Source organism: Sphingopyxis sp., from assembly GCF_016793825.1.
Taxonomy (GTDB): domain Bacteria; phylum Pseudomonadota; class Alphaproteobacteria; order Sphingomonadales; family Sphingomonadaceae; genus Sphingopyxis.
This window is the reverse complement of the sequence record NZ_JAEULM010000052.1, coordinates 34,285-51,063: the sequence shown is the minus strand read 5'-3', so window position 1 is coordinate 51,063 and position 16,779 is coordinate 34,285. Positions and strand designations below refer to the sequence as shown.

12 protein-coding genes are annotated in these 16,779 nt (G+C 65.8%); 6 read left to right on the top strand and 6 right to left on the bottom strand.

What is annotated here, in order from left to right; genetic code table 11:
- Position 1 precedes the first annotated feature (1 nt).
- Positions 2–1,159, bottom strand: a complete 1,158-nt coding sequence (locus tag JNM03_RS18340) for an efflux RND transporter periplasmic adaptor subunit (RefSeq protein ID WP_294038885.1) — start codon at positions 1,157–1,159, stop codon at positions 2–4.
- Positions 1,160–1,315: 156 nt separating this feature from the next.
- Here JNM03_RS18340 and JNM03_RS18335 point away from each other — a divergent pair, with 156 nt between their 5' ends.
- From JNM03_RS18335 to JNM03_RS18315, 5 genes are all read left to right on the top strand, one after another.
- Complete coding sequence (locus JNM03_RS18335; protein ID WP_294038884.1) at positions 1,316–1,909, top strand: TetR/AcrR family transcriptional regulator; 594 nt, start codon at positions 1,316–1,318, stop codon at positions 1,907–1,909.
- Positions 1,910–1,988: 79 nt separating this feature from the next.
- A complete protein-coding gene (locus JNM03_RS18330) occupies positions 1,989–2,369 on the top strand; it encodes an OsmC family protein (RefSeq protein WP_294038883.1) in 381 nt (126 codons plus the stop codon).
- 188 nt (positions 2,370–2,557) lie between these two features.
- Positions 2,558–3,907, top strand: coding sequence for a hypothetical protein (locus JNM03_RS18325; RefSeq protein ID WP_294038881.1), 1,350 nt, complete (start codon positions 2,558–2,560; stop codon positions 3,905–3,907).
- Positions 3,908–4,108: 201 nt separating this feature from the next.
- On the top strand, positions 4,109–8,815 hold the full coding sequence (locus JNM03_RS18320; RefSeq protein WP_294038879.1) for an NAD-glutamate dehydrogenase domain-containing protein: 4,707 nt from the start codon (positions 4,109–4,111) through the stop codon (positions 8,813–8,815).
- Complete coding sequence (locus JNM03_RS18315) at positions 8,815–9,672, top strand: hypothetical protein (protein ID WP_294038877.1); 858 nt, start codon at positions 8,815–8,817, stop codon at positions 9,670–9,672. The genes JNM03_RS18320 and JNM03_RS18315 overlap by 1 nt, the downstream gene beginning before the upstream one ends.
- A 9-nt stretch (positions 9,673–9,681) precedes the next feature.
- On the opposite strand, the gene JNM03_RS18310 is transcribed toward JNM03_RS18315, so the two are convergent.
- Complete coding sequence (locus tag JNM03_RS18310; RefSeq protein ID WP_294038875.1) at positions 9,682–9,930, bottom strand: ribbon-helix-helix domain-containing protein; 249 nt, start codon at positions 9,928–9,930, stop codon at positions 9,682–9,684.
- A 112-nt stretch (positions 9,931–10,042) separates the two neighbouring features.
- On the opposite strand from JNM03_RS18310, the gene JNM03_RS18305 reads away from it, so the two are divergent.
- On the top strand, positions 10,043–10,801 hold the full coding sequence (locus tag JNM03_RS18305) for a DUF4019 domain-containing protein (protein ID WP_294038873.1): 759 nt from the start codon (positions 10,043–10,045) through the stop codon (positions 10,799–10,801).
- Between the two features lie 24 nt (positions 10,802–10,825).
- On the opposite strand, the gene phbB is transcribed toward JNM03_RS18305, so the two are convergent.
- The 4 genes from phbB to JNM03_RS18285 all read right to left on the bottom strand — a co-directional run bounded on the left by phbB (position 10,826) and on the right by JNM03_RS18285 (position 16,761).
- Positions 10,826–11,548 (bottom strand): acetoacetyl-CoA reductase, encoded by a 723-nt coding sequence (gene phbB / locus JNM03_RS18300; RefSeq protein WP_294038871.1) that lies wholly within the window; start codon positions 11,546–11,548, stop codon positions 10,826–10,828.
- Between the two features lie 108 nt (positions 11,549–11,656).
- Positions 11,657–13,405: a DUF1963 domain-containing protein gene (locus JNM03_RS18295; protein WP_294038869.1), complete on the bottom strand. Its 1,749-nt coding sequence runs from the start codon at positions 13,403–13,405 to the stop codon at positions 11,657–11,659.
- Positions 13,406–13,501: 96 nt separating this feature from the next.
- Positions 13,502–14,476 carry a ferrochelatase gene (gene hemH, locus JNM03_RS18290; RefSeq protein ID WP_294038868.1) on the bottom strand — a complete coding sequence of 325 codons (975 nt, stop codon included), beginning with the start codon at positions 14,474–14,476 and terminating at the stop codon, positions 13,502–13,504.
- Positions 14,473–16,761, bottom strand: a complete 2,289-nt coding sequence (locus tag JNM03_RS18285; RefSeq protein ID WP_294038866.1) for a molybdopterin cofactor-binding domain-containing protein — start codon at positions 16,759–16,761, stop codon at positions 14,473–14,475. Before JNM03_RS18285 ends, hemH begins: the two co-directional genes overlap by 4 nt.
- Positions 16,762–16,779 lie beyond the last annotated feature (18 nt).

Sequence of the window (16,779 nt, the reverse complement as noted above, 5' to 3'; positions counted from 1 at the left end):
CTCAGCGCTTGGTCGTCGGGGTTTTCGCGGGCTTGGGCCGCGTCGATGCGGTACCGGCGACCTTTGCCGGTTGCCCCGGCTGGACCTTTTGCAGGCCGTCGACGATCACGCGGTCGCCGGGGCGAAGCCCGTCGAGGATCGCCCACTGCCCCTGCTCCATCGTCCCCAGTTTGACCGGGCGGATCGTGACGACATTCTTGGAATCGAGGATCATCACCGTCGCCGCATCGGAAGACAGCTTCACCGCGCGCTGCGGGATCAGGATGCCGTTCGGTCGGATGCCGGCCTTGATGCGCGCGCGGACGAACTGGCCGGGGAGCAGCCCGTTGACCGGGTTCGGGAATTCGGCGCGCAGCGCGGCGGTGCCCGTCGCCTCGTCGATCGACAGGTCGAAGAAATCGAGATGCCCGACGACTGGATAGGGGGTGCCGTCCTCGAGGATCAGGTCGACCGCGACGCGCCCGACCGGCGGCACTTCCAGCTTGCCGCTTTCCATGTCGCGGCGGATCGCCATCAGGTCCGAACTCGACTGACCGAAATTGACATAGACGCGGTCGATTTGTTCGATCGTCGTCAGCAGCGTGCCCTGCCCGGCGCTCACCAGAGCGCCTTCGGTCACCTCGGCGCGGCGCGCGCGGCCGCTGATCGGCGCCGTGACGGTCGCATAGCCCAGGCTGAGCCGCGCCGAATCGAGATTGGCCTGCGCCGACTGGACGTCGGCTTCCGCCGTACGCTGGGCGGCGACCGCGGCGTCATATTCCTGTTTGCCGATCGCCTGCTCGGACAGCAGCGGTTGATAGCGGCTGACGACCTGACGGGCGTTGGCAGCGGTCGCCTGTGCGCGGGCAAGCTGCGCGCGCGCGGCATTGGCATTGGCGGTAAGCTGGCGCGGGTCGATGCGAAACAGCGCCTTGCCCGCCGCGACATAGCTGCCTTCTTCGAACAGGCGGCGTTCGACGATGCCGTCCACGCGCGCACGCACCTCGGCCGTGCGATAGGCCTGCACGCGGCCGGGCAATTCGATGACGTTCGGGATCGCCTGGGTGCCGACCGTCACGATATTGACCTCGGGCGGCGGCGGCGCGGGCGGCGCTTCCGACGAGCAGGCGGCGAGCAACAGCGCCAGCGCGGCGCTTGCAAAAGGAAGGACGCGACTCATAAGGACCCCTGGAGAATTCGCTGCTTGGTGAACGTCGAACGGGATGAAACCGTTGCGCTTCGGCGCCATGTAATTTAAATTACACCAAAGGGCAAGGGAGAGGAACTGCCGTTGGACATAAATGAATTGACGTCATGTCAAACAGATAGGTCGCGCGTGCGCGAGAGGAGGCATGAAGCGATCCTCGACGCGGCGGAGGCGCTGTTCATAGAACAGGGATATGACAGAACGGGTCTTGCCGACATCGTCCGGCGCTCGGGAGGGTCTCTCGCGACGCTTTACGACCTGTTCGGCAACAAGCAGGGCCTGCTCCATGCCATTGCGATCCGCTGGCGCGACGAGACGACCGAGGAACGGACGGGTTGCTGTGCCAGCGGCGCCAGCCATTCGAACGTCGATATGCTGATGGCCTATGTCCGCCGCGAATGCGATGTCTGGCAATCGCCCCGTTCGGTGGCGCTGATGCGGATGCTGGTGTCCGAATGCCTGCGCGATCGGGACTTTGCACTGCAGACATACCGCGATCTGCACCTTCCCTTCATTGCCGAACTGTCCGACCTGTTCGCGGCCTGGACCGCCGCCGGGGAGGCCGAGATCGACGATCCCGCCGCCGCAGCGCACCTGTTCCTGTCGATCGTCACGGGCGATTCGATGCTCAGCAGGCTTGCGGGTGTCGAGGACGGGATCCTCGACGAGGAACAGATCTGGTGGCGGCTGCGACCTTTTATCAGCCACTTCCGGATCGGGTAGCGCGGGGTACGGGCGCGGGCTGTAGATATGGTCGCGGCGCTCCGATATCGGGTGGATTTCATACAGCAGGAGATACGACATGGCTCACGGCACCGCCCATATCGGCAAGGACAGATATCGCACCGAGATCAGCGTCGGCGGCCGCGATCTTGTCGCCGACGAACCGGTCGCGCTGGGCGGTCAGGATGCGGGCTTTGCGCCCTATGATCTGCTGCTCGCCGGGCTTGGCGCCTGTACCGCGATCACGCTGCGCATGTATGCCGACCGCAAGGGCTGGCCGCTCGAATCGGTCGATGTGGCGCTGCGCCTGCATGGGTCGGAAGAGCGCCGCATCGAACGCACGCTGACGATTACGGGACTCGACGCGGACCAGAACGCCCGCATGGCCGATATCGCCGAACGCACGCCGGTGACGCTGACGCTGAAGGCCGGGTTGCCGATCGACACGCGGCTTGCGTGATGCCGGCTATCGGGGTCCCCGACCCTAAAGCCTCGGCCACACTGACCGTTACAAGGCGCGGCATCGCATAAACGCGGCCTGGCGCGGCAGGCAAACGGGGCGCAAAAGGTGTCGCCGCCGAGCATCGTTTACGCCGCCTTTACCAGTTCCGGTGCATGACATCCGTCGATGTTTGCGACTGGGGACATATGATGGACAGCTTGCGCGGGCTGCTTTCGGGCAGCCACGACCAGGACGATGGCGCAATCGACGCGCCCCCTTCGGTCGGCGTCGATGAACGCCGGATGCAGGTCCGGGCCTATAATTACTGGGCCTCGCTGCTTTCCGACCGGGCTTATCCTTCGGTCGAGGACCTCGATCTCGACGGCGCCGACTTCGGGCCGTATTCGGTGCTGCTCGATTTCACCGCTGGAATTGAGAATCCCGGCCTGTCCTTTGTCGGCGAAACGCTGCGCGAAGAATCGCAGATCGATGAGGATGTCCATTATATCAGCCAGATTCCTGGCCGTTCGCTGTTGTCGCGGCTGACCGACCATTATCTTCAGATCATTGCCAACCGCGCGCCGATCGGCTTCGAGGCGGAATTCGTCAACGATCGCGGCATCACGATCATGTACCGAGGCATCCTTCTCCCCTTTTCGTCTGACGACGACTCGATCGACTTCATCATGGGTGTGATCAACTGGAAAGAAGGCGTTCCCGCCGAGCAGGAAGAGGAACTGCAGCTTTCGGTCGAGCAGGCGCTGCGGAGCGCGGCGCCGCTGACCGCGCCCGTCCCTGTATGGGCCGACGGACCCGATTCGGAGCATATCGACCATGAAGTGACCGGCGTCGACGCGCTTCCGGGCTTCGCGGCGCTGAACGACAGCGTCGAAAACGAAAATGATCCGCTTGACGACGCTTTCGTCGAAGACGCCGCGAGCGCGGCCGATCCGGCAGGCGACGCCGAACTCGCCGACTGGTTAGCACTGGCGCGCGAAACGGCGGAACGCGCGATCGCGGCGGACAGTCGCAGCCGCTCCGCGCTGTATCAGGCGGTCGGCAAGGCATGGGATTTCGCCATCGCGGCCGACGCACAGCCCGAAGCCTTCGCCGAACTTCTCGCCGATGCCGGTTTGCAGGCGCAGGACCGCGCGCCGATGACGCCGGTGGTGAAGCTTGTCTTCGGCGCGACCTATGACAAGACGCGCCTTGCCGAATATGCCTGCGTACTGGGACACGCCAGGGAAGAAGGCGTCGGTCGCGGCGAACTTGCCAGCTATCTCGACCGCTATCCGGGGGGGCTCAAGGGTCTCGTCAAGAACGCGCGGGCCCGTCGCAAGCCCGAGAAAAGCGAAGAGCAGGGCGAGGGCGCCGTCGATGCCCTGCGCCGTGCGCATCCCGCCGTCATCCTCGAACATGATGCGGGCGACGCCGAATTCGTCGTCCTGATCGCGCGGACCATGCCGGGTGGCCATATCGGTATCGTGGCAAAGGCGGCCGAGGATTCCACGCTGATCGCGAGGCTTGCCAAGAAAGCGATTCCGATCGCTCCTTGAGATATGGCCGCGAGGGAATCGAGCTGACCCCGTCGCGTGTCGTTCGCGTAACAGACAACCCAAGAATTGAAATTATTTTGCGCGAAGCGACGCGGGGTGTTGAACCGCGCGCGCCAGAGGCGCATAGGGTGGGCTCGCGAACGGGCCGGCCGGTCCCCCCGGTAGAGGCCTGCCAACCTTGGTTCGGGATGTAAGACCCTTATGCCTTCTAATCAGACTGACTCGCCGGAAGCTGACGTTGCGTCGGCGCCGCAGGCTCCTGCCAAAATTTCCAAGGTCTATCAGGCCGCGTTGCAGAGCAGCGCGCTGCCCGGCGAGGGTGACGACCTCGATGCGAAGGCGCTCGCGGCTGCGGGCGAGTTCGCGGCGCGCGCGTCGCTCGAGCGTACGGCCGGCAAGCCGTCGCTGTTGCTGGAACCGGCGACGGTCGATGGCACCGACCGCCGGATGCGGCTGGTCGTGGTCAACGACGACATGCCGTTCCTCGTCGACTCGACATCGCAGATCGTCGGGGCTCAGGGGCTGGCGATCCACCGCATCCTGCATCCTGTCGTCTCGGTCGAACGCGACGCCAAAGGAAAGCTGACGAGTGCCGAGGCGGCGCGTACGGGCGGCGACCGTGAGTCGGTCATCTATATGGAGCTTGAGCGCGGCGACGCGCGGGCGCGCCGCCGCCTACTCGACGCGCTGGAGGCCGCGCTTTCCGATGTGCGGGCCGCGGTCATTGACTGGAAGGCCATGCGCGCGGCGATGCTTGCCGACGCTGCGATGCGCGCCGATGGTGAAGCCGCCGAGTTGTTGCGCTGGTTCGAGGGCGGCGCGATGACGCAGCTGGGGCACGAATGGCGTACGCGCGATGGCGCGGTTCACGACGCGCTCGGAATTTCGGCGACCGGCGCGAGCCAGCTTCTTTCGCCCAATGCGCTCGCCGCCGCTTTCGCCTGGTTTGATCAGGGCGGCTCGGGGCCGCTGCTGATCAAGTCGAACCGCCTGTCCGCGGTGCATCGCCGCGTATTGCTCGACCTCGTCGTCGTTCCCGAACTCAAGGGGAAGACGGTCGAGCGTCTGTCGATCCACGCCGGCCTGTGGACGAGCGCCGCGCTCTCCACGCCGCCTGCGAAGGTGCCGATGTTGCGCGCGCAGCTGGACGCCCTGATGGCGAAATTCGGCTTCGATCCGACGGGGCACGCGGGCAAGGCGCTCGCGCACGCGCTCACGGCGCTGCCGCATGATCTGCTCATCGCGTTCGATACGGCCTCGCTTGAGGAACTGGTACTGACTTCGATGTCGATCACCGACCGGCCGCGACCGAAGATCGTGATGGTGCGGAGCGCACTTGGCCGCCATCTCTTTGCCTTTGTGTGGCTGCCGCGCGACGAGGTTTCGACGGGGCGCCGCCTTGCGGTTGAATCGCTGCTCGTGCGGGAGGCAAAGGCGGCCGTGATCGGCTGGACGATGGTGCTTGAGGACGGCGGGGCGGCGTTGCTGCGCTATACGCTCGACCTGCGTAGCGGCGGCGTCGTTCCCGACGCGGAAACGCTGAACGCCCAGCTCGAACAGATGGTTCGCGGCTGGCAGCCCGAGGTCGAGGCGGCGCTCGCCAAGCGCGGCGACGCGGGCCGTGCTGCGGCGCTGGCGGCGCGCTTCGCACCGCTGTTCCCGGCGAATTATCGCAACCTCTATAATCCGGAAGAAGCGGCGCGCGACATCCTGCGCCTGCGCGATCTCGATACCGAAAGTCCGCGCAGTGTCCGGCTGGCGCGCAAGAGCCTCGACGGCGACGACCGGCTGCGGCTCAAGGTGTACAGCGCGGCAGGTCCGCTTGCGCTGTCCGATGTGGTACCCGCACTCGAACATTTCGGGTTCGAGGTGCTCGAGGAAATCCCGACCGAGCTTCATGTTCGTGCCGGATCCGACGATGACGGGGCCGATGCACCGACCTTCATTCACGATTTTTCGCTTCGTCTTCCCTCGTCGGTCGACGAGGCTGCGCTGCTTCCGCATGTCGAGGTGATCGAAGGCGCGATCGCCGCGGTCCTTGACGGCAAGGCCGAGAATGACGCCTTCAACGAACTGGTTCTGGTCACGCAGACCGATCCGAAGGCCATTGTGTGGCTGCGTGCCTGGTTCCGCTACATGCGCCAGGGCGGGTCGAGCTATGGCATGGACACGGTTGTCGCCGCGCTGCGCCACGCGCCGCAACTCACGGCGGCGCTCGTTGACCGGTTCCGCGCGCTGCACGATCCGAAGGCAGCCGATGTTGCGCGAGCCGAAGCGCTCAATGCCGAGATTCTCGCTGGCTTCGCCGCGATCAAGTCGATCGACGACGATCGCATCTTGCGTCTTTTCCACGCCGTGATCGGCGGGACGCTGCGCACCAACGCTTTTGCCCCCGCGGCGGCCGAGGCGTTGGCATTCAAGATCGATAGCGCACTCATCCCCGGACTGCCCAAGCCGCTGCCCTGGCGCGAGGTTTGGGTGTACAGCCCGCGGGTAGAGGGCATCCACCTGCGCTCCGGTCCGGTCGCGCGCGGCGGGCTTCGCTGGTCGGACCGCCGCGACGACTTCCGTACCGAGACGCTGGGGCTGATGAAGGCGCAGCGCGTGAAGAACGCCGTCATCGTGCCGACCGGTGCGAAAGGCGGCTTCTATCCCAAGGCGCTGCCGAGCCCGGCGGAGGATCGCGATGCCTGGTTCGCTGAAGGCACCGAATGCTATCGCATCTTCATCCGCTCGCTGCTTTCGGTCACCGATAATCTGGTCGGCGGCAAGGTCGTCCACCCGAAGGACGTCGTGATCCGCGACGGCGACGATCCCTATTTCGTCGTTGCTGCCGACAAGGGCACGGCGACCTTCTCCGACGTCGCCAACGCGCTGGCGATGGAACGCAATTTCTGGCTCGGCGATGCATTCGCGAGCGGCGGATCGAACGGCTATGATCATAAGGGCATGGCGATCACCGCGCGCGGGGCGTGGGTATCGGTGCAACGCCATTTTGCCGAAATGGGCATCGATGTGCAGACCGATCCCGTCCAGGTTGTCGGCTGCGGCGACATGTCGGGCGATGTCTTCGGCAACGGCATGCTGCTGTCGAAAGCGATCAAGCTGGTCGCGGCGTTCGATCATCGTCACATCTTCCTCGACCCCGATCCTGATCCGGCGAAAAGCTGGAAGGAGCGCGACCGGCTGTTCAAACTGCCGCGGTCGAGCTGGGATGATTATGACCGAAAGCTGATTTCGAAGGGCGGCGGGGTTTTCCCGCGCAGCCAGAAGAGCATTCCGCTGACCGCGGAAGTGCAGGCTGTTCTGGGGTTGTCGCAGGCGGACATCGAACCGATGGCGCTGATCTCCGCCATTCTCAAGGCGCCGGCCGATCTGCTCTGGTTTGGGGGCATCGGAACCTATGTGAAGGCCGCAAGCCAGAACAATGCCGAGGTCGGCGATCCCGCGAACGATGCGCTGCGTGTCGATGCCGAGGATCTGCGCGTCCGTGCGGTGGGCGAAGGGGCGAATCTGGGCGTCACGCAGGCGGCGCGCATTGCCTTTTCTGCCAAGGGCGGCCGCATCAACACCGACTTCATCGACAACAGCGCGGGCGTCGATTGTTCGGATAATGAGGTGAACATCAAGATCGCGCTGAACCGCGAGATGATCGAAGGGCGCCTGGCCAAGGACGATCGCGATGCGTTGCTCGTGCGCATGACCGACGATGTCGCGGACCTTGTGCTTGAAGACAATCGCCTTCAGGCACTGGCGTTGTCGATCGCCGAAAAGGGCGGCGCGGCAGCGGTGCCGTCGCTCGTGCGGATCATGGAAACTTTCGAGACCACCGGCCGGCTCGACCGCAAGGTCGAGGGGCTGGCGGCGAACGACGAATTGCTGCGCCGCGCGCAGGAAGGGCGAGGGCTCACCCGTCCCGAACTCGCGGTGCTGCTCTCGACCGCGAAGCTCGCGCTTCAGGACGCGATCGAGGACAGCGTGTTGCCGAACGATCCGGCGCTCGCGAGCGATCTTGCCGCAGCCTTTCCGTCGGAGATGCAGCGCGACTTTGCTACGGCGATTGCGGAACATCAGCTGCGCCGCGAAATCATCGCGACCAAGCTGGCGAATCGGATGATCAACCGCCTGGGCGTCGTCCATCCCTTCGAGCTTGTCGAAGAGGAAGGTTGTTCGCTAGGCGACGTCGCATCGGCATTCGTCGCGGTCGAACGGTTGCTGGACATGAAGGATATCTGGTCGGCGCTTGACACCGCAAAGATCGACGAAGGCATTCGCCTGTCGCTGTTCAGCCAGGCTGCCTCGGCCATGACATCGCAGATGGCAGACCTGTTGCGCGTCACCTCGACGCTTGCCCAGCCGGGGCCGGTGGTTGCCCGGCTGGAGCCGGGGGTCGATCGCCTGATGGCGCGCGTCGACGGGCTGCTTAGCGACTCGGTACGGCGCCAGTGGGACATGCTGGCGCAGCAGTTGCTCGACGCCGGCGCACCCGCAACGCTGACGTCGGCGGTCGTGGGTCTGTTCAAGACCGACGGCGCGATCGGCATCGTTGATCTGGCCGCGCGTCGCGGCGATGATGAGGTGGCGGTGACGCACGCCTTCACCCATCTGGGCGAAGCGCTGGGGCTCGACTGGGCACAAACGCTTGCGGCGCATATGAGCCCGGCGGACCCGTGGGAGCGCCTGCTGGTCAACAGCCTCGCGCGCGATTTCCAGCAGATGCGCCTCAGCTTCCTGGCGGGGCTGCCGAAGGGCGACCTCGACACAGCCGTGACGAAATGGCTGGCCGACAATGGCGCGCGGGTCGGACAGTTCCGGGCGACAGTCGATCGGGCGCGCACGATCCCGAATCCCAACGGCGCGATGCTGTCGCACATCGCGGGTCAGGCGCGCGGACTTCTGGGCCGGTAATGCCGTATCAGCCGCGCGTTGCGATCCTCGTTCCGGCGCCTGACTATTACGAGCTTTGGCAGCCCGCCTTTGCGCGCAAGGCGGCCGCTCTGACAGGGGCCGGGCTGGCCGTCGAACAGCGCGTGTGGAGCGATCCCGGCGACCTTGGCGGCTATGACCTGATCCTACCACTGTTCGCCTGGGGCTATCAGCGCGAGGTCGCGACCTGGTATGCGCTGCTCGACAGACTGGAGCGCGAAGCGCTGCCTGTCGTCAATCGGGTGCCGGTGCTGCGCTGGAACAGCGATAAGGCCTATCTTGCCGAACTTGCCGAGGCGGGCGTTCGTGTCGTGCCGACCGTCGAGGTCGCGTCGCTCGACCAGTCGAGCCTTACCGCCGCGCGGGCCGCGCTCGGTCACGGTGAGGTGGTGGTGAAGCCGGCGATTTCCGGCGGTGCGGACGGCACGCATCGCGTCGCCGCGGGGGCGCCGATTCCGGCGGATGCGATCGGCCAGCGCCGTCTCGTCCAGCCGTTGATGCCGGGAATCCTGACCGACGGCGAATTTTCGCTTTTCTTCTTTGACGGCAATTTCAGCCACGCGATCGTCAAGCGCCCCGCGTCGGGCGACTTTCGCGTGCAGGAACAGTTCGGTGGCCGTGAGGCCGATTGGGATGCAAGCGCCGAGGCGCGAAGCCTGGCGTTGGCGGCGCTCGCCGCGGCGCCTGCCGAGACGGTCTACGCACGGGTCGACATGGTTGGTGATGCCGCGGGCACGCTCCACATCATCGAACTCGAACTGATCGAACCTTCGCTGTTCCTCCACCACTCCCCCGACAAGGGGGCGGCGTTCGGCAGGGCCGTGTACGCGGCGATATAGAGTTCCGCTCTAGGGGCCTCCCTGGTCGGCAGCGCGGGCCCGCCATAGCCATTGCCGGATCGCCGACGTCAGGTTCGGCGGATCGTCGACTTCCATCCGCGCGACGTCGATCCGCGCGACCAGCGCGTTGACGGGCAGAGCCTGCCGTTCGGCCTCCGCCTCCAGAGCATCCCAGAACAGGGGTTCGAGGCTGATCGATGTCGGATGCCCGGCAATGGTCACCGATCGTTTGACGGGAGGATGATAGGGCGAGACCATGCCCCGCGTGTACAGCCTGCATGGACAATCGAGGTACGATTTATTTGGGGTGGATCGCCGGGGCCGTGCTTCATAAACCGCTCCTTCCGAACCGCGCGACCGCAGGCAAGCCATGACCCCAGGATTTCAGGCCCTCACCGAAAAGGAAAAGGAGACGCTTCGCCTGCTCGTCAGCGGTTATGACGCGAAATCGATGGCGCGCCACCTTGGCCTTTCGGTGCATACGATCAATGAGCGGCTTCGCGACGCGCGGCGCAAGATGGCGGTTTCGAGCAGCCGCGAGGCCGCACGTCAGCTCCGCGACATCGAACGCCGGACCCCCGAACCCGTCGGGTACGAATCTTTCGGGGATGCCGGGGCAGCCGCCGCAGTGACAGATGTTTCCTCACCAGCCCCGGCGCGCCGCATGGTGCGGCGCGCCGGCTGGGTCGTTGGAGGAATTCTCATGTCGATCAGTCTTGCCTTGTTTGCCGTTTCGTCCCTTTCGGGACCAGCGGTGACGCCCGCAATCTCGCTGTCCTCTGCTTCATCGGCGTCCGTGGCTGAAACCGCGCCCGTCCATGCGGCGCGGGAATGGCTCGCGCTTGTCGATGCGGGCGACTGGAACGCCAGCTGGAACGCCACGGGTCAGGCATTCAAGTCGTTGAACACCAGCGATCAGTGGGCAGCCGTTTCGCAATCGGTGCGTGCGCCGCTGGGTGCGGTCGTGTCGCGTAAACTGGTGCGAGAGGATCATGTGCCCGCGCCGCCTTACGGCTATCAGATCGTGACGTTCAAGACGAGCTACGCGAACAAGGCCGATGCCACCGAAACGCTCTCGCTCGCGCTGGAAGGCGATAGCTGGCGTGTGGTCGGCTGTACGATCGAATAGGGCGTTCGGAGCGGCGGGCAGCCCTCAATACATGTGTTGCCCGCCGTTGATGCTCATTGTCGATCCGGTCACGAACCCCGCATCTTCGCTGCACAGAAACGCCACGCCGCGCGCGATTTCCTCGGCTTGACCGAGGCGGCCGACCGGGATTTTGGCGACGATCTTTTCCAGCACCGGCGCGGGCACGGCGGCGACCATGTCGGTGTCGATATAGCCCGGCGCGATGGCGTTGACCGTCACGCCCTTCTTCGCGCCTTCCTGCGCCAGCGCCTTGGTGAAGCCATGGATGCCCGATTTGGCGGCGGCATAGTTGACCTGGCCGTATTGGCCGGCCTGACCGTTGATCGACCCGATGTTGACGATGCGGCCCCAGCCGCGTTCGACCATGCCGCCGAACGTCGCCTTGGCCATGTTGAAGCATCCGCCAAGGTTGACGCGCATCACATCATGCCAGTCGTCATAGCTCATGCGCGCGAGCGTTCCGTCGCGCGTGATTCCGGCGTTGTTAACGACGATGTCGATCGGCCCGACCTCGGCGGCAATCTGTGCGCAGCTATCGAGGCACGCCTGATGATCGCCGACATCCCATTTATAGGTCCTGATGCCCGTCCGCTCGCTGAATTCGCGGGCCCTTTCATCATTGCCGGCATAGTTGGCGATAACGGTCGCCCCTGCGTCTTTCAGCGCGAGGCTGATTGCCTCCCCGATGCCGCGGCTGCCACCCGTGACGATTGCGATACGTGCCATGTTGCCGATCTCCCAAAACGACGTTCTTGACCTTGCTTAGGACCCGTCTCGGCACCCCGCAAGTTGACCGGAACGTCAATCGCCGGGCAATTCGGGCGAGCGGTCCAATCAGTTACTGCGCAGGGCCCGCATCGCGGAAAAGTCGCCGGCCGCAAGATCTGCCTTGCGCATCGCGAGGACAAGGTTTCCGCCCTCGCGAACCCCGCGGCTCATCAGGCCCCCAGCCGGGAATTCCAGCATCACGACATCACGCTCGTCGTCAAAGCCGACTGCGTGCAGCGACGGGAAATTGCCCATCGACGGGATTTCGGAAATGGCCATCACTCCCCACAGCGGCTCGAAAAAGGCGCGTGCCGGAGCCGACAGGATTCCAGGGTTCCGGCACCAGGCGTGCTTCGCGTGATCGAACAGGACGGTGCGATAGGCGTCGACCCACAAATCCCCGTCGGGGCGGTGGCGGGTGAGCGGGAGAACCAAGGTTTCGACACGGTCCTCGCCCGATTCCTCGTCGGCAACGGCCCAGACGCGCGCCCAACGGATCGCGTGCAGTCCGGCCATCACAGCGGTCGCATCGGGCGGAGAGAATCCGGCACCCTGTTCGGAGCCCTCGCGGATGATAGTGATGATCTCCGCGGCGCGCTGGACGGCGTCACGGTTCGCGTCGTCGGCATCAACCATCGCCTGCGCCAGTTCATCGCTTGCATCGTCGGGCGCCGGCCCGCCCAGCGGTTGCTGCGCGAGGCGGCTTTCGAGGATGTCGGCGAGCGCGAGCATGCTCGCCCAGTCGAACGGATGGAAGGCGGGGTCGGCGATGTCATAATCCGCCGCAAGCTGAGCGGCGACATCGCTGGCTTCGGCTTGGCGCGGACCGGCGTCGCCCGGCTCCACGATCACGACATCGACTGGCCATTCGGGAAAGGCGCGGATTGTCAGCTGCATGAGGTCAGCCGAATCGATGCCATAGGGATGGAAATAGGCGCCGCCGACAGGGCGAGACGGCTCACGCGGCTCGCCTTCGTCGATGAGGTGGAGCGCGGCTACCGCGCCCGTGTCGGGATTGGCAAAGAAGGCCAGCGAGCCGGTGCGCGGACCCAGACCGTCCCACAAGGCGGAGGGCAAGTCGGTGCACGCGATCTGCGCCAGAAAATCGGCGTCGCTGCCGTCGACGCGCGGCCATGCGATATCCGCAGGCAGGTGAGGCCGACCGCCCAGCCAGCTCTTGCGGAAGATCGCGTCGCGAGGTGGGGTCTGGGGAACCAGATAAGCGACAACGCCGTTGACGGGCTTGTCGATCACCGCGCTGGCGGGCGGAGCCTCGGAAAATGGGGTATCGGCGAGCGGGACATCGGCGATCCGGGCCCGGCGCTCGACGTCGGCGGCAAGTGATTCGAGCAGCTCTTCGTCGAGCGCGGGCGCCGCGATTGCGGGCTCTGGCATCGTGACGACAGGCGGGTTTTCAGAAACCGGCGCAGTTTCATGCACAGCCTCGACAGGTGTCGAGTCCTGCGGCGCGGCGCTGTCGAGTTCGACCACGACCGGGGGTTCGTCTCTGATCGGCGGGAGAGCGGACGGGGCGTCGGTTTCGGATTCGTAGAACGATAAGGCGTCGTCGAACTTGTCCGGGGTCGTCTTACCGCTGATCCGCGCGAGGCGTGACGCGGAAATTTCGATCGGCGCGGCTTCGGGTTCGGCCTTGCGCGTGAGCTTCGGGATGCGGATCTCGCGCGGCGCCGCCGGCGCGGCATAGGCGGCCGGGTCAGGGCGTGGACGGCGCATCCACCAGAAGGCGAACATGCCGAGCGCCCACACGAGCATAAGGCCGCCGAGCATCAGCGCTGCGCCGTTGAGATCGCTCATCGCCCATCCTTCCATGGTGCGGTGGCCGGTCGGGTCCGGCGCCGCTTCGGACAGGCTTAGCCCAAGGACCTAAACAGGAAGTAAGCGCCTTCCATTTCAATGCCATCCGGCAAGTTCGCGCCGGACAAGGGCTTCGAGCATTGCCATTCCCGTTGTGTCGTCGTTGAGGCAGGGAAGATAGGCGAAAGCGGAGCCTCCGGCAGCGGTGAATTGTTCCTTCCCCCTGATCGCCAGCTCTTCCAGAGTTTCGAGGCAGTCGGCGGCAAAGCCGGGGGCAACGACCGCAACGCTTCTTCCTTCACTGCCAAGCCGTGCAAGCGTGGCGTCGGTTGCGGGTTCGAGCCATCTGGCGCGCCCGAAGCGCGATTGGAACGCCACCTCGATCGGGCGACCGAGTGCTTCGGCGAGGAGCCGTGCTGTCGTGCGGCATTGGTCGTGATAGGGGTCGCCGAGTGTACGGGTGCGTTCGGGCATGCCATGAAAGCTTGCGAGCAGAACGTCGGGCGCGAAATCGAGCGCGGCGAGACCCGTCTCGATCCGCGCCTTCAGCGCGCCGATATAGGCGGGGTCGGCGGGATAGGGCGGCAGGAAGCGCATCGTGGGCTGCCAGCGCAGTCCGGCAAGATGGGCGTTCACGGCATCGGTGACGGTTGCGGTCGTGGCGCCGCAATATTGCGGATAGAGCGGCGCGACGAGAAGGCGGCGGCAACCCGCCGCGAACAGCGCGTCGATTGCCGTGCCGATGGCCGGCTGTCCATAGCGCATGGCATAGGAAACCGCGACATCGGGGCCGAGCGCAGCCTGAAGCGCGGCCGTCTGTCGGCGGGTGATCGCGGCGAGTGGCGATCCTTCATCGGTCCAGACCTGCGCATAGGCTTCCGCCGATTTTCGGGGCCGAAACGGCAAAATGATGCCGCGAAGGATCGGTTGCCACAGCAAAGCTGGAATCTCGACGACGCGCCGGTCGCTCAGGAATTCGGCCAGATATTTCCGGACGGAAGCCGCCGTCGGCGCGTCGGGCGTGCCGAGATTGACCAGCAGGACGCCGACGCCCGGCGCGATACCGGTCATACCGGCTCGGCCGAAAGCGGCAGGCGGCGGATGCGGCGACCGGTGGCGGCGGCCATCGCGTTGGCGATGGCGGGTGCGACGACCGGAACCCCGATTTCGCCCAAGCCGCCGGGATCGCGGTCGCTTTCGATGAACTCGATCAGGATCTGAGGGCTTTGCGCCAGGCGCGGCAGGCCGAGCTGGCCAAGCTTGCGCGCGGTGGCGATGCCTCCCCTGTAATCGGCTGTCGCGCCGACAGCTGCGGCCAGGCCAAAAATCAGGCCACCCTCGATCTGTTGCCGCGCGATCGCGGGATTCACCAGACGGCCCGCATCGACGACCGCGACAAGCTGTTCGACCTGCAAACCATTTTCACCCGGCCGCGCGGTCGCCATCAGCGCGATGTGACTGCCGCGCATGCTGTGACAGGCGAGGCCCTGCGCAGTCCCCGATACGCCGCCCTCCCAGCCGCCGAGGCTGGTGACGGTAAGCAGGCAGCGCGCGAGCAACGGCGATTGCCCTAGCATCGACATGCGATAGGACAGGGCGTCCGATCCGGCGCGCGTCGCCAGTTCGTCGATGAAACATTCGGTGAAGAAGGCGGTGTAGCTGTCGGCGTTACCCCGCCAGCGCCCGGTCGGAAGGCCGATATCGCCCGGACAATGATCGACCGCGAGATGCGGGATCGAATAGGGGGCGGCAAGCCCCTCGACCGCGACTGCGTCGGGTGATCCAGCCGCTTCGCGCTGCGCGACGTCGGCTGGTGTGTTGTCGAAGAGGCGGCTGCGGACCTCGTGACTGGTCGGCGGCACCGCGATCCGCGCGACCAGGGCATCGATCCCGCCCGCCGCATTGAGCGTCGCGGTCATCTGCGCCCGTGCCGGAGCGCGCGGGATATCACGCATGATTTCCTCGGCACGCGACCATGCGAGCTGGACGGGGCGTTTCACCTGCAGCGCGATGATGGCCGCCTGCACCGCGACGCTATGGTCGAGACAGGCGTCGAACGAGCCACCCGCCATCATCGGAAACAGGGTCACGCCCGCCGCCGAAAGTCCTGTCGCGCGGGCGATCGCGTCGCGGCATTGCGCGGGAGCCTGCGTCGCGACCCAGATGCGCAGGCGGTTGCCGTCGGGGGCCGCGGTCGCCGTGCGCGTCTCGATCGGCGCATGGAGCGCCGGGGCGACGGCATAATGCGCCGAAATCCTCCGCCGTCCCTCCATCGCCGAGGCAACGTCGCCGTTCCGGCGCATGCGATAACCGTCCGCCTTCAGCGCGGCCTTCAGCGCCTTGTCGATGCCATCGGACGAGATCGGCGGCCCCGTAGTCTCGAACACCGGGGCGAACCGGTCGAGAGCCTCGTTCGCGGCCCACCAATTGCGCGCGACGGTGGCGAACCACCGGTCATGCTCGACGATGTGGAGCAGGCCGGGGGATTTCATCCCGGCCTTGCGGTCGATGCTTTTCAGCCGGGTCGCCCCGAGCGGCCCTTGCCGGATCGCCGCAAACACCATGTCGGGCAGGCGGATGTCGCCTGCGTAGTTGGCCGATCCGTCGATCTTTGCCGGCAGGTCGAGCCGCGTCAGTTCCTTGCCGTAGAGCGGGTCGCCGCTCGACGCGCGGTACACCGGCTCCGCCGGGGGGGCGAGCAGGGCCGCCGCCGCCGCCACGTCGCCGAAGCGGAGCTTTTTCCGACCGAGGATGACGAAGCCGTCCTGCGTGTCGCAGTCTTCCCAATTGGCGTCCCAGTGCCGCGCGGCCGCCATCATCAGCAGCGCGCGCACCTGCGCCGCGGCGGCGCGGCACGGGGCCTCGAACATCCGAACCGACGACGAATTGGCGGTCAGCATCACGGCATGCCGCACCGCCCATTCGCGCCGCGCCCAACTGCGCACGTCCGACACGAAATCGGGGACGAAGCTGCGCGGCATGAAGGTCGCGCTGTCCTCATCCACCAGCAGGGTATTGGTGTAGAGCGGATTGATCGGCGCGGTTTCCACGGCGATCGTGCGCCAGTCGGCGCCCAGTTCGTCGGCCATGATCTGCGGCAGCAGGGTGGTGACGCCCTGACCCATTTCGCACTGGGGGACGATCATCGCGATATGACCGTCGTCACCGATCTTCAGAAAGGCGTTGAAGACATGCTCGCCCTTCGCCGCGGCAAGGTTCGGCTGATAGTCGCGCGGCCACAGCGTCCAGGCGATTGCAAGCCCGCCCGCCGCGGTCGCACCGATCAGCATCGAACGGCGGCTGACGTGCGGCAGTCGCGACTGGCTTTTCCCCACTTTGTCCCTGATGCCGGTCATGCCCGCTGCTGATAGTCA

Bases quoted from the DNA above. Each gene is read 5' to 3' on its own strand.
- hemH (WP_294038868.1), bottom strand. From the start codon at position 14,476: ATGACCGGTATCGCGCCGGGCGTCGGCGTCCTGCTGGTCAATCTCGGC.
- JNM03_RS18315 (WP_294038877.1), top strand. From the start codon at position 8,815: ATGCCGTATCAGCCGCGCGTTGCGATCCTCGTTCCGGCGCCTGACTAT.
- JNM03_RS18330 (WP_294038883.1), top strand. From the start codon at position 1,989: ATGGCTCACGGCACCGCCCATATCGGCAAGGACAGATATCGCACCGAG.
- JNM03_RS18305 (WP_294038873.1), top strand. From the start codon at position 10,043: ATGACCCCAGGATTTCAGGCCCTCACCGAAAAGGAAAAGGAGACGCTT.
- JNM03_RS18285 (WP_294038866.1), bottom strand. From the start codon at position 16,761: ATGACCGGCATCAGGGACAAAGTGGGGAAAAGCCAGTCGCGACTGCCG.
- JNM03_RS18310 (WP_294038875.1), bottom strand. From the start codon at position 9,930: ATGGTCTCGCCCTATCATCCTCCCGTCAAACGATCGGTGACCATTGCC.
- JNM03_RS18325 (WP_294038881.1), top strand. From the start codon at position 2,558: ATGATGGACAGCTTGCGCGGGCTGCTTTCGGGCAGCCACGACCAGGAC.
- JNM03_RS18320 (WP_294038879.1), top strand. From the start codon at position 4,109: ATGCCTTCTAATCAGACTGACTCGCCGGAAGCTGACGTTGCGTCGGCG.
- JNM03_RS18340 (WP_294038885.1), bottom strand. From the start codon at position 1,159: ATGAGTCGCGTCCTTCCTTTTGCAAGCGCCGCGCTGGCGCTGTTGCTC.
- phbB (WP_294038871.1), bottom strand. From the start codon at position 11,548: ATGGCACGTATCGCAATCGTCACGGGTGGCAGCCGCGGCATCGGGGAG.
- JNM03_RS18295 (WP_294038869.1), bottom strand. From the start codon at position 13,405: ATGAGCGATCTCAACGGCGCAGCGCTGATGCTCGGCGGCCTTATGCTC.